Genomic DNA, 16,878 nt, shown 5'->3' with positions numbered 1-16,878 from the left:
GCATTAACTCGTATGTCGAATAACGCGCGGCAGGTCTTCATCGCTACGCAGAGTTAGCACTTCGACACCATCTTCGGTGACTAATAATGTGTGCTCCCATTGGGCGCTCAAGCTGCGATCTTTGGTTAATACTGTCCAACCATCGCGCATTAGTTTGGTGTGGCGTTTACCGGCGTTGATCATCGGTTCGATGGTAAAACACATACCCGGTTGCAGCAGATCGCCCGTGCCGGCTGTACCGTAGTGCAAAATTTGTGGCTCTTCATGGAATATTGCGCCAATGCCGTGTCCGCAATATTCGCGCACAACCGAATAGCCATGTTGTTCCGCATGCTTTTGAATAACCGCCGCAAAATCGCCTGTGCGCATACCTGGCTTGACCATTTTGATTGCCATGTACAAACACTCTTGGGTAACACGTATCAAGCGTTCAGCGAGGATGCTTGGTTTGCCAACGACAAACATCTTCGAGGTATCGCCGTGGTAGCCATCTAATTTCACGGTGACATCTAAATTCATGATGTCGCCTTCTTTGAGCGGCTTTTCATTTGGGATACCGTGACAAACCACATGATTTAATGAGGTGCAGACCGATTTCGGAAAACCATGATAGTTTAAGGGAGCAGGAACAGCGCCATGGTCAACAATGTAATCGTGACAGATTTTGTCGATTTCTGCGGTGGTTACGCCAGCTTTTATATACGGGCCGATCATTTCTAAAACATCGGCAGCAAGCTTGCCGGCGGCACGCATTTTCTCGATTTCTTCTGGCGTTTTAATACTAATACTCATGAGGCTCTACAAATTCCTGCTTAAGACAATAAAATTGTGCGTAGTTTACCAGCAAACCACAGCATCGTGAAGCATGGCGATAGGCATAGAAAACTTGATTTATACCGCTGGTTTATGGTATAAAGCGCCCGCAATTTCTGATTGCATGAAAACTAACTTAAACACACACATACATCGACACATAGCTCGGGGTGCCCAAAACACGATTGAACGTTGCGGGTCGAACTATGGGATGTATGGAGGCATAACCCCTTTAAAAGGAAAATTATCATGGCAAACGTGTCAATGCGTGACATGCTGAAAGCTGGTGTACACTTCGGTCACCAAACCCGTTTCTGGAACCCAAAAATGAAGCCGTTCATTTTTGGCGCGCGTAACAAGATTCATATCATCAACCTTGAGAAAACTGTTCCGATGTTCAACGATGCGTTGAACTTCTTGCAACACGTTGCTTCAAACAAAGGTAAAATTTTGTTTGTTGGTACTAAGCGTGCGGCATCAGACTCAGTACAAGAAGCTGCAATTAACTGTAAGCAGTTTTATGTAAATCATCGCTGGTTGGGTGGTATGTTGACGAACTGGAAAACTGTCCGTCAATCAATCAAGCGCTTGAAAGAACTCGAAACCATGAGCCAAGACGGCACTTTCGAAAAGCTAACCAAGAAAGAAGCGTTGGTTAATACCCGCGAAATGGAAAAGCTTGAGAAGAGCCTTGGTGGTATCAAAGATATGGCTGGCTTGCCAGATGTATTGTTTGTAATTGATGCTGATCACGAGCACATTGCAATTAAAGAAGCGAATAACTTGGGTATTCCAGTTATCTCGGTTGTTGATACTAACTCAAACCCTGATGGCGTTGATTACGTAATTCCTGGTAACGACGATGCGATTCGTGCAGTACAACTGTACTTGAATGCAGCAGCGGCAGCTATCAACGACGCGCGCGGCGCAGTTGTTGAAGGTAAAGCTGACGATTTCGTTGAAGCTGAAGAAACTGAATAAAGTCATCTGATTAGAGGACAAATACATGGCTATTACAGCAGCTCTGGTTAAAGAACTGCGCGAGCGCACTGGCGCTGGCATGATGGATTGCAAAAAGGCATTAGAAGAGACCGGCGGCGATATCGACGCGGCGATCGAGAATATGCGTAAAAGTGGTCAAGCGAAAGCAGCTAAGAAAGCTGGTCGCGTAGCTGCTGAAGGTGTAATCCTGACTAAGACTGAAGGTAACGTAGGTACTTTGGTTGAATTGAACTGTGAAACTGACTTCGTTGCACGTGATGACAACTTCTTATCATTCGGTGAGAAAGTTATCGAAGCGGCATTCGCCAACAAAGAAACTGACGTTGAGAAGCTTAAAGCGACCAACATCGGTGATGGTACTGTTGAAGAAGTTCGTGAAGCATTAGTTGCGAAAATCGGTGAGAACATGAACGTTCGCCGCGTTATCACTATTGAAGGTGGTGACTTGGTTGAAGCTTATGTTCACGGCGGTCGTATTGGTGTATTAGTTGCAATCACTGGTGGTGATTCTGACTTAGCTAAAGATTTAGCAATGCACGTTGCAGCAAGCGCGCCACAGTTTGTGAAGCCAGAAGACGTATCAGCTGAAGTGGTTGAGAAAGAGCGTGCAATTCAACTAGATATCGCAATGCAAAGTGGTAAGCCACAAGACATCGCTGAGAAAATGGTTGAAGGCCGTATGCGTAAATTCACTGGCGAGATCAGCTTAACTGGTCAAGCTTTCGTGAAAGACCCATCAATCACTGTTGCAGACTTACTGAAGCAGAAAAGCGCTGACGTTCTTACTTTTGTTCGCTTTGAAGTGGGCGAAGGTATTGAGAAGAAAGCTGAAGACTTCGCTGCTGAAGTTCAAGCGCAAATGGCAGCTGCGAAAAAGGCTTAATGCCAATGACGCTGCCGACGACAGACAGTCGATAATAGAAACCGCATCCTGCTCGGCAGGATGCGGTTTTTTTTTAGGGTGAACCCCCTTAAAACCTGAACATGGAGCGAACTGATGACACCAAGTAGCAAACCTGCATACCGCCGTGTACTTTTGAAACTAAGCGGCGAGGCGTTGATGGGCGATGAACCATTTGGCATTGATGCAAAAGTTTTAGACCGCATGGCTCAGGAAATAAAAGAGTTGGTTGAACTGGGCGTTCAAGTTGGTTTGGTGATAGGTGGCGGTAACCTCTTTCGTGGTGAAGGTTTAGCGAAAGCGGGTATGAATCGCGTCGTTGGCGACCATATGGGCATGTTGGCCACGGTGATGAATGGTTTAGCCATGCGTGATGCACTGCATCGTGCCTTCGTCAATGCACGTTTGATGTCAGCCATTGAGTTAAATGGCGTGTGTGACAGCTATAATTGGGCTGACGCAATCAGTTTATTAAAATCCGGCCGTGTGGTGATTTTCTCCGCCGGTACTGGTAATCCATTTTTTACCACTGATTCAGCCGCTTGCCTCCGAGGCATCGAAATTGAAGCTGATTTAGTGCTTAAAGGGACGAAAGTCGACGGCGTGTTTTCTGCCGACCCGGTGAAAGATCCTAATGCTAAATTATTCCGTCAAATTAGCTATAATGATGTGTTACAACAGCAACTTAAAGTGATGGACTTGGCGGCATTTACGCTTGCTCGCGACCATAACCTACCTATCCGTGTGTTCAACATGAATAAACCGGGTGCGTTAAGAGCCGTGATTATGGGCGAAGAAGAAGGTACACTAATAGCCAGTGAAAGCGTGATTGAGCAAGCATAAACCAACTTGTTTGTGCATTAAGAATTGAAAGGATAAAAACGTGATAAACGAAATTAAACAAGACGCTAAGCAGCGTATGGAAAAAAGCGTTGAAGCGCTGCGCTCACAAATTTCAAAAGTGCGCACTGGTCGCGCACATCCAAGCATTTTGGATGGCATTATGGTGCCTTATTACGGTGCGGATACCCCGTTGAAGCAATTAGCGAATATCACCGTTGAAGATTCGCGTACATTGGCTATTACCGTATTTGATAAATCATCAAGCGGTGCGGTTGAAAAGGCGATTATGACCTCGGATCTCGGATTGAACCCAGCGGCTGCTGGCACCGTGATTCGTGTGCCATTGCCACCGCTGACTGAAGAGCGTCGTCGTGACTTGGTAAAAGTAGTGCGCGCGGAAGCAGAGCAGGGCCGCGTTGCGGTTCGTAATATCCGTCGCGATGCGAATACTGATCTGAAAGAATTATTGAAAGAAAAAGAAATTACAGAAGATGAAGAACGTAAAGCGACCGATGAAATTCAAAAGCTGACCGATACCTACATCGCAAAAATTGATGAGCTGCTGGCAGAAAAAGAAAAAGACTTGATGGAAGTTTAAGCAGTTACTCGTATTCCACGTTGGTGGACAGCGCCGTGTCAGGTATACTCGCACGGCGTTTTTTCTTGTATGGCATCACCTATGACAACAACGGAAGTCTCGACAATAAAAATTCCACGCCACGTGGCAATCATCATGGATGGCAACGGGCGTTGGGCGCAAATGCGTGGCAAGCGCCGCACAGCTGGTCATAAAGCGGGTGCAGAAGCGGTTCGCGCAGCGGTTGAATTTGCTCGCAAAAAGGGTATCGAATCGTTAACCTTGTTTGCGTTTAGTAGTGAAAACTGGAAGCGACCAGAACAAGAAGTTTCAGTACTGATGGAATTATTCATGACCGTATTGAAACGTGAAGTGAAAAAGCTACACAAATACAATGTACGTTTGCGAATCATTGGTGATAAATCAGCATTTGGTGAACGCTTACAAAAGCAGATGCAGGAAGCGGAAGCGCTGACCGCCAGCAATACCGCGCTAAACTTGAATATCGCGGCGAATTATGGTGGCCATTGGGATATCACCCAAGCGGCGCGTAAATTAGCCGAGCAGGTTGCAGCTGGGCAGCTAACGCCGCAGCAAGTGACTGAAGAGCAACTAGCGAAGCAGCTTGAATTAGCCGATCAGCCTGTGCCAGATTTATTAATAAGAACAGGTGGCGAACACCGAATTAGCAATTTTCTGTTATGGCAATTAGCCTATGCAGAGTTTTACTTTAGTAAGGTATTATGGCCAGATTTTGATGACCGAGAATTTGCAGCTGCCATTGCAGATTTTAGCTGTCGCGAAAGACGTTTCGGACTCACCAGTGAGCAACTGCAACAAGCCATTTTAGATACCGACGTAACAACCGGGGATTAGTTTGCTGAAACAACGTTTATTAACTGCACTTATTTTAATCCCATTAGCTTTATATGCGGTGTTTGGGCTGCCATTGTTATGGTTTGCTATTGCCGTTATCGGGCTAATGACTGCCGGCGCCTGGGAATGGGCTCCGCTTATGAATGTAACTCGTACGAGTGCACGTATAGCTTACACTGTGTTTGTTGCTGCTCTTCTCGGATTGCTGATGTGGTTAGTGCCACTGGACAAAGTTTGGTTAGATGGCGCGCTTGATCCGATCATTTATACGTTGATTATTATTGGTTGCGTATGGTGGTTGGTCGCCACAGCACTGGTAATTAATTACCCGCGAAGCAGAAGAGTGTGGTCTCGCACGCGTTCGATTGTTGGCGTTTTTGGATTGTTGACTCTTATTCCTGCTTGGGCTGGCTTAGTTGCTGTTCGCTCTTTAAATTATGAGGAGCAGCCGTTATTTGGTGGTTTCGCCGTACTGTTTGTATTGCTATTAGTTTGGGCTGCAGACGTCGGAGCATACTTTGCTGGTGTAAAATATGGTCGCAACAAGCTGATGCCCTCGGTAAGCCCAGGTAAAACGATGGAAGGCTTGTGTGGTGGTATTACTTTGGCGTTTGTGGTCATGATGGTATTGGCTCACTGGCTAAAAATACCTGCTGAGCAATTTAGTGGCTACTACATTACCGGTTTAGTGACAGTGGTGGCGTCGGTATTTGGCGACTTGAACGAGAGTATGTTCAAGCGTTGTGCTGGCGTCAAAGACAGTGGCTCATTATTACCTGGTCACGGTGGTATACTTGACCGTATCGATAGTTTAACTGCCGCTTTACCGATATTTACGCTCTCCTACCTGTGGTTTTTAACCTGATATGAAGCAACGCGTTACCATTCTTGGAGCAACCGGTTCAATTGGCCAAAATACCTTGGCGGTAATGGCCAATCACCCTGAGCAATTTGAGCTATTTGCGGTTACCGCCAATGGCAACGTGGCCGACATGGCTGATATATGTCGACGCTTTAAACCACGTTTTGCGGTGATGGCAGACAAGCAAGCGGCGCAACGTTTACAACAAGAATTAAGTGATTGCGATTGTGAGGTTTTAGCGGGCGCTGAAGCTGTTATTGCGGTAGCTGCTGATTCTCAAGTCACTACCGTAATGGCGGCGATTGTGGGAGCGGCTGGTTTGCTACCAACGATGGCTGCAGTGAAAGCAGGTAAACGCGTCTTATTAGCTAATAAAGAAGCGTTAGTGATGTCTGGTCAGTTATTTATGGATGCGGTGGCCAAATACGGTGCAGAGTTACTACCTATCGATAGCGAGCACAATGCGATCTATCAGTGTTTGCCTCCTGAAGTGCAACAGCCGCTTGGACACGCTGATTTGGCGACTGCCGGTATTCACCAAATTTTACTGACAGGCTCTGGCGGCCCTTTTCGTGAGCTACCGATAGCCAAACTTGCGGAACAAACACCTGCGGCAGCGTGTAACCACCCAAACTGGTCGATGGGCCAGAAAATCTCGGTCGATTCGGCCACGATGTTGAACAAAGGCCTTGAGTATATTGAGGCGCGTTGGTTGTTTAACTGCAAAAAAGACCAGATACAAGTATTGGTGCACCCGCAAAGCGTGATCCATTCCATGGTTAGTTATATCGATGGTTCAGTAATTGCGCAATTGGGACAACCGGACATGCGCACGCCAATCGCTTATGGCCTCGGTTATCCCGAGCGTATTGAGAGCGGTGTTCAGGCGCTTGATTTTCTACAACTGAGTGAACTGACCTTCATGTCCGCTGACGCGGCACGCTATCCGTGTTTGCAATTAGCAATCGATGCGTGCTGGGAAGGGCAGTGGGCAACCACTAGTCTCAATGCTGCGAATGAAATTGCGGTGGCGGCATTTTTACAAGAACGCATTCCATTCACCGCAATTGGTGATATTTGTGATAGGGTGTTACAGCAATTAAACACCGTTGAATTAACATCGGTTGAAGCGCTAATTGAACTCGATAAAGAAGCGCGTGCAGTAGCACGACAGCAAGTGGAGCAAGTTTCGTAATGGGCAGTATTATTTGGTCGCTTGGTGCGTTCGTCATTACCCTTGGAATTTTGGTGACCTTTCATGAGTTTGGTCATTTTTGGGTGGCGCGTCGTTGTGGCGTTAAAGTCCTTACCTTTTCGGTCGGTTTTGGAAAGCCCATTTGGCAACGCCAAGCAGCTGATGGCACGGTCTATCAAGTTGGTATGATTCCACTTGGTGGTTATGTGCGCATGCTTGATGAGCGCGTCGATGATGTGCCTGTTGAACAACGGCACTTAAGTTTTAACTCAAAATCTGTGGCGCAGCGTGCTGCCGTGATTGCCGCCGGACCACTTGCTAATTTTATTCTCGCGATAGCTGTGCTGTGGCTTATGTTCTTGATTGGTGTGCCGTCGGTTAAACCAGTGATTGGCACCACGACACCGAACTCAATTGCCGATGCGGCAGGCATTGTAACGCCAACAGAAATTGTTTCTGTGGATAATAAGCGCACCGCTGATTGGCAACAAGTAAACCTGAACCTTGCTGCTGCACTTGGCAATAACCAAGTTTTACTGCAAACGCGTGACGAAAATAATCGCTTACGCGATTACACCTTGGATATTTCGCAATGGCGATTGGATGACAGTCAGCAACCGACGTTTTTAGCAATAGGTATGCAACCCTATCAGCCCGAGGTATCTCTTGAACTGAGTTATGTTGCGGAAAATTCACCAGCCGCGCAGGCTGGATTGCAGTTGCGTGATAAAATTCTTGAATTTAATGGAACTCCTGTTACTGATTGGCCTCAAACGAGAGACTTAATCGTACAAGCGCCGGGACAACAGGTCGACTTAACTATTGAACGTAATGGCGAACAGCGAGTTATTTCGGTTCGTCTCGGTAGTCGAGAAGTGAATCAGCAAGATATTGGCTTTTTAGGGGGAGAGCCGACCGTCGCACCATATCCTGAAGAGTATCGATTCACGCAACAATACGGTGTATTGGAAGGCCTCTGGAAAGGCGCTGAGCGCACATGGGAACTTATGGTTCTTAGCGTGAAAATGATTGGTAAGCTGGTTACCGGAACAGTTTCTGTTAGTAATTTGAGTGGGCCAGTTGCGATAGCGGAGGGAGCTGGAGCGACAGCCAGTTATGGATTCGTTTATTTTTTAGGGTTTCTAGCATTAATTAGTGTCAACTTGGGCATCATCAATTTAGTACCGCTACCGGTATTAGATGGCGGACACCTCGCATTTTTGGCCATTGAAGGCGCCAGAGGTAAACCCGTTTCAGATCGTGTTCAAGAGATTTGTTACCGTATTGGCGGTATTCTAATTTTTGCGTTAATGGCGATTGCAATCAGCAATGATATTTTGCGATTGTCTCAATGAAACGACATGTACAACATAAAACAATTAAGTAGCACAGAATGACGTTGAAACAGCTGTTTTTAAGCGCCCTCGTTGCAGCGGCGTCACTGCCGGCTTACGAGGCGAGTAGTGCAGAAAATAATTCACAAATAAATTTCGAAAAATTTGTCGTTGAAGACATTCGTGTTCGTGGTTTGCAGCGAGTCGCACTAGGGGCTGCGCTAACCTATATACCAATTCGAGTGGGTGACGAAGTAGATGCTAGCCGCATCCGCGCGAGTATTCGGTCGTTAAACTCGGCTGCATACTTTGAAAATATTGTCGTTAAACGCGACGGTAATACGTTAGTTTTCGAAGTTATTGAACGCCCAACAATTGCCAGTATTGAATTTGACGGTAACAAAGAAATTAAAGACGAGCAGTTAGAAGAGAGCTTAACGGACAGCGGTATTGTTGTCGGTGAGCAACTTGACCGCACCATGATCTCGTCAATTGAAACTGGGCTCGAAGATTTTTTCCACGGCGTTGGTAAATATAACGCGTCTGTTGAAATTAATGTGATTGAATTGCCCCGCAATCGTGTTCGTTTAGAACTGAAATTTGAAGAAGGCGATTCTGCAGAAATTCAACAGATTAATATTGTTGGTAATAGTAGTTTTACCGATGAACAGTTATTAGCCGACTTTGAATTGAAAGATAAATTGCCATGGTGGAATTTCATTGGCGAACGCCGTTATCAGAAACAACAGTTGTCCGGTGACCTTGAGAAACTAGAGAGTTTCTATCGTAACCGAGGTTACCTTGCTTTCCAGATTGAATCTGTCCAAGTCAGTATGACACCAGACAGAGAGGGCGTATACATCACGATTAACGTGAATGAAGGCGAAGTATATGACGTTCGCGAAGTAAACGTCATTGGTGATTTGAAAGGCCATGATGACGTGATAAAGCGACTTACGTCAATCGACCCGGGTACTCGGTATAATGCTGAGCAAATTACATTCCTAGAAGATGCTATCTCGCGTTATTACGGTCGTTTTGGCTATGCCTATCCTGAAGTGCGTGCTATTCCAGATATGCAAGAAGGGAGCAACGAAGTTGATTTGACCTTCTCGGTTAATCCTGGGCAACGGATTTACGTCGATAGAATCAATTTTATTGGTAACAACATTACCGCTGACGAAGTGTTACGTCGAGAAATGCGCCAACTTGAAGGCGCGCCACTGAATGACCAATTGATTGAGCAAAGTAAAGTTCGTTTAGAGCGCTTAGGTTATTTTGAAACAGTTGAAACATCGACCCGCAAATCGGATACCGAAGACGACCGCGTAGAAGTTGATTTTACGGTGAAAGAGCAACCGTCAGGAAGTTTTAATTTCACCTTAGGTTACGGCGACTATTCTGGTTTCCAAATTGGTCTCGGTTTGTCACAAGAAAACTTCTTAGGCTCGGGTAACCGAGCTGCGATTAATGTGAACACGAACCGTTATAATAAGAGCGCCTCGGTTTCTTATACCGACCGATATTTAACGAAGGATGGCGTGAGTTTATCTGGTCAGCTCTACGTGAGCGAGTTTGATGCGGGTAACCTTGAAAACTATATACGTTACAACAAGAAACAATACGGTATTGGTAGCTCAATCGGCTTCCCAATCAATGAAGTGACAAGTTTAAACTTTGGCGCGACGTACCGAAATGAGCAGATTAGTAACGTCGATAGCTATGAGCAAGTTTCACGCTTCTACCGCCCTTATTTGGATGAGCAAAACCCGAATTTAGGTGTGAAATTTGACATCTTTGAGCTTTCAGCAGGCATTAGCCGAGTGACATTGAATCGTGGCATGTTCCCTACGGCCGGCTCGTCAAATAGTTTAAGTGTTGAAGTGGCCACGCCAAATAGCGATGTGAATTACTTCCGCACGAACTATGACTATCGCCAATATTTCCCAATTACTGATAGCCATAGCTTTGTGTTTATGACGCGTTTACGGATTGGCTATGGTAACGGGTACGGAACCGATGAGAACGGAAACGAATACTTATTCCCATTCTATGAGAACTTCCGCTTAGGTGGCCGCGATAACTTGCGCGGGTTTGAAGGAAACACCATTGGTCCACGCGCTATTTATCGGTATCCGCAAACGATTCCAGGCCAACCTGGTTATGATGGTATTCCACCGGGACTTCCTGCGTACCCTGGCGCAGACCAAGTTGCGGTAAGCCAATATTCAGTTGGTGGTAATGCAATGGCCGTAGGTGGGTTAGAATTGATTGTACCTACGCCGTTTATATCTGAAGAAAACAAAAATACGGTTCGTACCAGTTTTTATATTGATGTAGGTAACGTGTGGGATACGGAGTTTGACTACGCAACCTATAGCCAACTTGAGCTGCTTGGTAACTCAGAACCATTGAAAGATTACAGTGAGCCATCGCACTATCGCGCAGCGGCTGGTATTTCTATACAATGGATTTCACCAATGGGACCAATCACGTTATCATTCGGTCGGCCGATTAAATCAGAAGAGACCGATCGTACGCAGACGTTTACGTTTAATATCGGTACAACATTCTAATAAGTATCAAGGAGTTAATAGTGAAAGCTATCGTTAAATCTAGTATCGCAGTTGCTTTATTGTCATCTGCATTGTTTGCCAATGCGGCAGAAGCGCAACAGAAGATTGGTTTTGTTAGCATGCAAGAAGTTTTGTCTAACTTGCCACAAGCTCGTAATCTTGAACAACAAATTCAAGATGAGTTCAAAGGTCAGATTGAAGAAGTATCTAAACTTGAAGAACAAATGCGTGCTTTAAGTGAAAAAGCGCAGCGTGATGCATCGATCATGTCTCCAGCTGAGCGTGTAAAAATGGAACGCGAAATGGAAATGCTTGACACCACGCGTCAATTGAAAGTTAAAGCCCTTCGTGAAGACATGAATCGTCGAGGTAATGAAGTGCGTGATCAGTTAATGACTGAGGTCATGCGCAATGCTCAAGCTGTTGCCAGCGAGCAAAATTACGATGTGGTACTGCAAAGCAGCGCGCTCATTTATGCGGCAGATTCAGCTGATTTGACTGACGAAGTTGTCAATAAAATGACAGGTGGAAACTAAGTTAATGCAAACACTAACGTTGCAGCAGCTTGCTGACGCAATTGGTGCAGAAGTGCAGGGCGATGCCGCCCTCATGATAACCGGTGTTGCTACACTTGCCTCGGCTCAGCCGGGGCAAATTGCCTTTTTAGCCAATGAAAAATATCGTAGCCAACTTGATACTTCGCATGCGGGTGCGGTCATTGTGGCTCCCGATGTTGATGTCCCGAAAGGCATGTCGGCCTTGCGTACACGTAATCCTTATGCGGGATTCGCAAAAATTGCGCAGTTACTCGATACCACACCGAAACCAGCTGAAAGCATTCATGCCAGCGCGCAAATTCATCCCAGTGCAAAAATTGGGAAAAACGTGGCGATTGGAGCGAACGCAGTCATTGCTGAAAACGTGGTATTAGCCGACAATGTCACGATTGGTGTCGGCTGCTATGTTGGACCAGGCACTCAAATTGGTGCAAACACGCAACTTTGGCAACATGTTGTGATTTATCACAACTGTGTTATCGGTGAGCATTGCTTGGTGCATGCTGGTACCGTGATAGGAGCCGATGGTTTTGGTTGGGCTAATGAAGCTGGTAAGTGGATTAAAATTCCACAGCTAGGCCGCGTCGTCATTGGCGATCGTGTTGATATCGGTGCGAGTACCACCATTGACCGTGGTGCACTTGACGATACGATTATCAGCAATGGCGTGATTATTGATAATCAGTGCCAAATTGCGCATAACGTGTTTATTGATGAAGACACAGCGATTGCAGGCTGCACCGTTTTAGCGGGAAGCTGCCGTATTGGTAAGCGTTGTTTAATTGGTGGGGCAACTGCAATTAATGGTCACATTTCAATTTGCGACGACGTACAAATCAGTGGTTTCTCAATGGTTATTAAGGAAATTACTGAACCTGGCGCCTATGCTTCAGGTATTCCTGCTGCCCCACAACGGGAGTGGCGGCGTAATGGGGCGCGTTATCGTCAGTTAGACGACTTGTTCCAGCGCGTTAAGAAAATTGAAAAACAACTCGAACAATAATTAATTAATGATAAAACGAGGATGACGCTTTGTCTGCAGATGGCGCATTTGATATTAAAGAAGTTCTTCGGTTATTACCGCACCGTTATCCATTTTTGCTCGTGGATAAAGTGGTTGCTTGTGACAATAAAACAACCATTCATGCGGTTAAGAATGTTTCGGTTAATGAACCTATTTTTACCGGGCATTTTCCCGAAAACCCGATTTTCCCGGGTGTATTAATTCTAGAAGCACTAGCGCAAGCGGCTGGTTTGCTTGGTTTCAAAATTACCGAAAGCAGCCCTGGCACGAATGACCTATACTTATTTGCAGGTGTTGATAACGCGCGCTTTAAACGGCAGGTGTTACCAGGTGATACCATGAACTTGCATGTAACGTTTGAAAAAGAACGCCGCGGTATCTGGGTGTTTAAAGGTCGTGCGGATGTTGACGGTGAGTTAGCATGTAGCTGCGATATCATTTGTGCAAGAAGGGAAGTCTAAGTGATTCATCCAACCGCGATTATTGATGACTCAGCGCGCATTGGCAACAATGTTGAAATTGGTCCGTACACGATTGTTGGGGCACATGTTGAAATTGGTGACAATTGCGTCATTGGCCCCCACGTGGTGTTGCGTGGGCCAACGGTGTTGGGTAAGAATAACCGAATTTTTCAATTCGCATCGGTTGGCGAAGATTGCCAAGATAAAAAGTACAACGGTGAACCAACGCGGTTGGTGATTGGCGATAATAATGTCATTCGTGAGTGTGTAACTATTCATCGCGGTACGGTGCAAGATCAGGGGTTAACCCAAATCGGTAGTAACAATCTGTTGATGGCTTATGTGCATGTTGCTCATGACTGTATGGTGGGTGATAACGTCATTCTTGCGAATAACACCACCTTGGCTGGACATGTGCATGTTGGCGACTGGGCGATTCTGGGTGGGTTTACCGGTGTGCATCAGTTTTGTCACATTGGTGCACATGCATTTACTGCGGTTAATTCAGTCGTGGTACAAGATATCCCCCCTTATATTATGGCGCAAGGACACAATGCGGCGCCGCGCACAATTAACGCCGAAGGGTTGAAGCGTCGCGGTTTCCAACCGAATCAGATTCTGAATATTAAGCGCGCATTTAAATTATTGTACCGCCAAGGTTTGACGATAAGCGAGGCGGTGGAAAAAATGCGCGACCTCGATGCTGATACTGAGCTGTCACCCTTAATTGATTTTGTTCAGAACAGCCAGCGTGGCATTATTCGTTAATTTCATTAACGACAAGGTACCATGACAACCTCAACAGCTCCTCTCATTGCGGTGATTGCCGGCGAACATTCGGGTGACTTACTCGGTGCCGGCATGTTGCGCGAGCTCCGCCGATTATACCCAAATGCTGAATTCATCGGCGTTGGTGGACCATTGATGCAAGCGCAAGGCCTACAAAGTCTCGTGCCCATGGAAGATTTGGCGGTAATGGGAATTGCTGAGGTGTTGGGTAGTCTGTTTAAACTGCTTGGCCACCGTCGCTTGCTGGTGAATACCTTTTTAGAGCGTCGCCCGGATGTTTTTATTGGTATAGATGCGCCAGATTTCAATTTACCTATTGCGAAACGTCTAAAAGCTGCCGGCATCAAAACCGTGCATTATGTCAGCCCTTCAGTGTGGGCATGGCGTCAAGGTCGTATTCATGGCATTAAACAAGCCGTGGATCATGTGTTGTGTCTATTACCATTCGAAAAAGCTTTTTACGATGAACACGAACTCGCGGCCACCTTTGTTGGGCATCCATTAGCCGATGCTATCCCAATGCAATGGCAGAAGAGCGATGCTCGTGCGCACCTTCAGCTTGATAACGTTTCACAATGGATTGGTGTTTTACCTGGCAGTCGCAAAGGCGAAATTGCACGCATGGCGCCATTGTTTTTGCAGGTTGCTAAGCGATTATATGCAGATAATCCAGCTTTAAAATTTGTGACGCCAATGATCAGTGCTGCGCGAGCCGAACAATTCAAAGTACTCCAGCAACAGATAGCGCCTGAACTCCCGTTAACGATGATTGATGGCCAGTCTCGCGACACCATGGCGGCGTGCGATGCGTTGTTACTTACATCGGGTACGGTTACTTTGGAAGCCATGTTAATTAAGCGACCAATGGTGGTTGCCTATAAATTTAACTGGTTAACGTATCAATTGATCAAGCGGCTGTTTAAAGCCCGATTTTTCAGTTTGCCTAACTTGCTCGCTGATGCGTTATTGGTTCCAGAATTCGCGCAAGAAGAGGCGACGGTTGATAATTTGACGGCAGCACTTGCATTACAACTCGAGCCGCAAGCTGAGCAAACAGTTGCGCGATTTGCTGAATTACATCATCAATTAAAACAACATGCTGACGTGTTAAGTGCGCAAGTTGTGAGCCAGTTAATTTCTGATTAAGTGTCGATTATTCGATTTTTTCGAATATAAAGCCGCGAATTTCTCAATAATCATTCGATAACTTACCCGTTATACTCTATTCCAAGACATTCGAATTATCTTTAAGGAGATCGTCATGGGATTACTCGTCGACGGAAAATGGCAAGATAAGTGGTATGACACCGATAGTACCGGTGGCAAGTTCGAGCGCAGTGCGGCGCAGTTTCGGAATTGGATTGAAGCTGACGGCAACGCAAAATTTCCGGCACAAAGTGGTCGTTATCATTTGTATGTAAGTTTTGCGTGTCCTTGGGCGCATCGTACGCTTATTTTTCGTCAATTAAAAGAACTTGAATCACACATTAGTGTGTCTGTTGTGCATCCGTTGATGCTTGAAAACGGCTGGGAATTTGCAGATCAACCGCTAAATGATGGCCTATATAACTTAGACTTTCTGTATCAACTTTATCTAAAGGCTGATAGTCATTACAGTGGTCGCGTTACCGTTCCGGTACTTTGGGATAAACAACAACAAACCATCGTAAGCAATGAATCGGCGGATATTATTCGCATGTTTAATAGTGCTTTTAACGATATCACGGGCAATACGTTAGATTTTTATCCAGAGAAACTTCAACAAGACATTGATACCATCAATGACTACGTTTACGACCGCGTAAACAACGGTGTTTATAAGTGCGGCTTTGCTACCCAGCAAACTGCCTACGAAGAAGCATTTGAAGAGTTATTTGAGGCGCTTGATAAGTTAGAAGAGCGACTTGCGACGCAATCCTATTTGGTCGGTGAGACGTTAACTGAAGCAGACTGGCGTTTGTTTACCACATTGGTGCGCTTTGATTCCGTCTATGTGGGTCATTTCAAAACGAACAAGCGTCGTATTGTCGACTATCCTAACCTTTGGAACTATGTGAAAGCGTTATATCAAGTACCTGGTATTGCCGAAACGGTCGTTATGGATCATATCAAGCAACATTATTACGGCAGTCATCATATGATTAACCCGACAGGTATTGTTCCAGTGGGTCCTCAGATTGATTTTTTATCGTCGCACACGCTTAAAGAGGTGGTGTTATGAGTAATGTCATTTTAAGTCGTCACCGCGGTATGCCAGCTCAAGATGGCGCCGGTGTGAAATTGACGCGTATTGTGAACCAGCCAAGTCTGCGTTACCAAGATCCATTTTTAATGCTGGATGAGTTTCGCTCGGATAATCCAAACGATTACATCGCAGGATTTCCACCGCATCCGCACCGAGGTTTTGTTACTTTAACTTACATGCTGGCAGGTCGCATGGAACACAAAGATTCCAACGGCAATACCGGTGTGGTTGAGGCTGGTGGTGCTCAATGGATGAAAGCAGCACGCGGAATTATCCACGCCGAAATGCCAAAGCAAGAAGACGGGTTGATGTGGGGATTTCAACTTTGGATTAACCTGCCGGCTGCGCGCAAAATGGAAGCTGCCGATTGGGCGGACTATCCGCAAGCTAAGCTTGGGGTGGTAAATTATGACAACGCGGAAGTTCGCGTCATTGCCGGTCAATTAGATGGCCAAGAAGGGCCAATACAGCAACCTGAACAGCGGTTTCTGATGCTCGATGTTCGGCTCGATCAAGATGCAGAGCTAACGGTTCCAAGTCAACAACAACAAACGCGTTTAGCCTATGTTTATGCCGGAACCGTGACTGTGAATGACAAACAAGTTGAACGTGGTGAATTAGTGCGCTTGAATCAAACCGACGACTTGCAGCTGAAATCGGTTAACAGTTCGGTGGGCATGATAATTTTAGCTGGCGAACCAATTGGTGAACCTATCGCTCAGTATGGACCCTTTGTGATGAATTCACAGGCAGAAATTGAACAGGCGTTGCGTGATTATCAATCGGGTAAACTAACCGCCTAACTAAGTTTCGGTCTCACTGA

17 protein-coding genes are annotated in these 16,878 nt (G+C 45.9%); 16 read left to right on the top strand and 1 reads right to left on the bottom strand.

What is annotated here, in order from left to right; all coding sequences use genetic code 11:
* Positions 1 to 3: 3 nt before the first annotated feature.
* Positions 4 to 792 (bottom strand): type I methionyl aminopeptidase, encoded by a 789-nt coding sequence (gene map / locus LG272_RS08735; protein ID WP_404407999.1) that lies wholly within the window; start codon positions 790 to 792, stop codon positions 4 to 6.
* A 270-nt stretch (positions 793 to 1,062) separates the two neighbouring features.
* Between map and rpsB the strand changes: the two genes are divergently transcribed.
* From rpsB to LG272_RS08655, 16 genes are all read left to right on the top strand, one after another.
* The gene (gene rpsB, locus LG272_RS08730) at positions 1,063 to 1,794 is read left to right on the top strand and encodes a 30S ribosomal protein S2 (RefSeq protein ID WP_126758956.1); all 732 of its coding nucleotides are present in this window, start codon (positions 1,063 to 1,065) and stop codon (positions 1,792 to 1,794) included.
* 25 nt (positions 1,795 to 1,819) lie between these two features.
* Positions 1,820 to 2,698 (top strand): translation elongation factor Ts, encoded by an 879-nt coding sequence (gene tsf / locus LG272_RS08725; RefSeq protein ID WP_126758955.1) that lies wholly within the window; start codon positions 1,820 to 1,822, stop codon positions 2,696 to 2,698.
* A gap of 114 nt (positions 2,699 to 2,812) precedes the next feature.
* Positions 2,813 to 3,559, top strand: coding sequence for a UMP kinase (pyrH, locus tag LG272_RS08720; RefSeq protein WP_092855274.1), 747 nt, complete (start codon positions 2,813 to 2,815; stop codon positions 3,557 to 3,559).
* 76 nt (positions 3,560 to 3,635) lie between these two features.
* Positions 3,636 to 4,157, top strand: coding sequence for a ribosome recycling factor (gene frr / locus LG272_RS08715; RefSeq protein WP_404409981.1), 522 nt, complete (start codon positions 3,636 to 3,638; stop codon positions 4,155 to 4,157).
* An 81-nt stretch (positions 4,158 to 4,238) separates the two neighbouring features.
* Positions 4,239 to 5,012, top strand: a complete 774-nt coding sequence (gene uppS / locus LG272_RS08710; protein WP_126758953.1) for a polyprenyl diphosphate synthase — start codon at positions 4,239 to 4,241, stop codon at positions 5,010 to 5,012.
* A gap of 1 nt (position 5,013) precedes the next feature.
* Positions 5,014 to 5,877 (top strand): phosphatidate cytidylyltransferase, encoded by an 864-nt coding sequence (locus tag LG272_RS08705; protein ID WP_126758952.1) that lies wholly within the window; start codon positions 5,014 to 5,016, stop codon positions 5,875 to 5,877.
* 1 nt (position 5,878) lies between these two features.
* Positions 5,879 to 7,069 carry a 1-deoxy-D-xylulose-5-phosphate reductoisomerase gene (gene ispC / locus LG272_RS08700; protein ID WP_126758951.1) on the top strand — a complete coding sequence of 397 codons (1,191 nt, stop codon included), beginning with the start codon at positions 5,879 to 5,881 and terminating at the stop codon, positions 7,067 to 7,069.
* The gene (gene rseP / locus LG272_RS08695) at positions 7,069 to 8,424 is read left to right on the top strand and encodes a sigma E protease regulator RseP (RefSeq protein WP_404407995.1); all 1,356 of its coding nucleotides are present in this window, start codon (positions 7,069 to 7,071) and stop codon (positions 8,422 to 8,424) included. The genes ispC and rseP overlap by 1 nt, the downstream gene beginning before the upstream one ends.
* A 38-nt stretch (positions 8,425 to 8,462) precedes the next feature.
* Positions 8,463 to 10,979: an outer membrane protein assembly factor BamA gene (gene bamA, locus LG272_RS08690; RefSeq protein WP_126758949.1), complete on the top strand. Its 2,517-nt coding sequence runs from the start codon at positions 8,463 to 8,465 to the stop codon at positions 10,977 to 10,979.
* Positions 10,980 to 10,999: 20 nt separating this feature from the next.
* Complete coding sequence (locus LG272_RS08685; RefSeq protein ID WP_157980798.1) at positions 11,000 to 11,515, top strand: OmpH family outer membrane protein; 516 nt, start codon at positions 11,000 to 11,002, stop codon at positions 11,513 to 11,515.
* Between the two features lie 4 nt (positions 11,516 to 11,519).
* Complete coding sequence (gene lpxD, locus LG272_RS08680) at positions 11,520 to 12,539, top strand: UDP-3-O-(3-hydroxymyristoyl)glucosamine N-acyltransferase (protein WP_404407992.1); 1,020 nt, start codon at positions 11,520 to 11,522, stop codon at positions 12,537 to 12,539.
* 29 nt (positions 12,540 to 12,568) lie between these two features.
* Positions 12,569 to 13,021, top strand: a complete 453-nt coding sequence (fabZ, locus tag LG272_RS08675; RefSeq protein WP_126758946.1) for a 3-hydroxyacyl-ACP dehydratase FabZ — start codon at positions 12,569 to 12,571, stop codon at positions 13,019 to 13,021.
* Positions 13,022 to 13,789, top strand: a complete 768-nt coding sequence (gene lpxA, locus LG272_RS08670) for an acyl-ACP--UDP-N-acetylglucosamine O-acyltransferase (RefSeq protein ID WP_404407989.1) — start codon at positions 13,022 to 13,024, stop codon at positions 13,787 to 13,789.
* A 21-nt stretch (positions 13,790 to 13,810) separates the two neighbouring features.
* Positions 13,811 to 14,956 carry a lipid-A-disaccharide synthase gene (gene lpxB / locus LG272_RS08665; RefSeq protein WP_126758944.1) on the top strand — a complete coding sequence of 382 codons (1,146 nt, stop codon included), beginning with the start codon at positions 13,811 to 13,813 and terminating at the stop codon, positions 14,954 to 14,956.
* A gap of 115 nt (positions 14,957 to 15,071) precedes the next feature.
* The gene (locus LG272_RS08660; RefSeq protein ID WP_404407986.1) at positions 15,072 to 16,031 is read left to right on the top strand and encodes a glutathione S-transferase family protein; all 960 of its coding nucleotides are present in this window, start codon (positions 15,072 to 15,074) and stop codon (positions 16,029 to 16,031) included.
* On the top strand, positions 16,028 to 16,858 hold the full coding sequence (locus tag LG272_RS08655; protein ID WP_126758942.1) for a pirin family protein: 831 nt from the start codon (positions 16,028 to 16,030) through the stop codon (positions 16,856 to 16,858). Before LG272_RS08660 ends, LG272_RS08655 begins: the two co-directional genes overlap by 4 nt.
* Positions 16,859 to 16,878: the final 20 nt, after the last annotated feature.

The sequence above is a fragment of the Pseudidiomarina marina genome, assembly GCF_044807045.1.
Classification (GTDB): domain Bacteria; phylum Pseudomonadota; class Gammaproteobacteria; order Enterobacterales; family Alteromonadaceae; genus Pseudidiomarina; species Pseudidiomarina marina.
The sequence above is the reverse complement of the archived record's forward strand: the minus strand, read 5'-3'. Positions and strand labels throughout refer to the sequence as shown.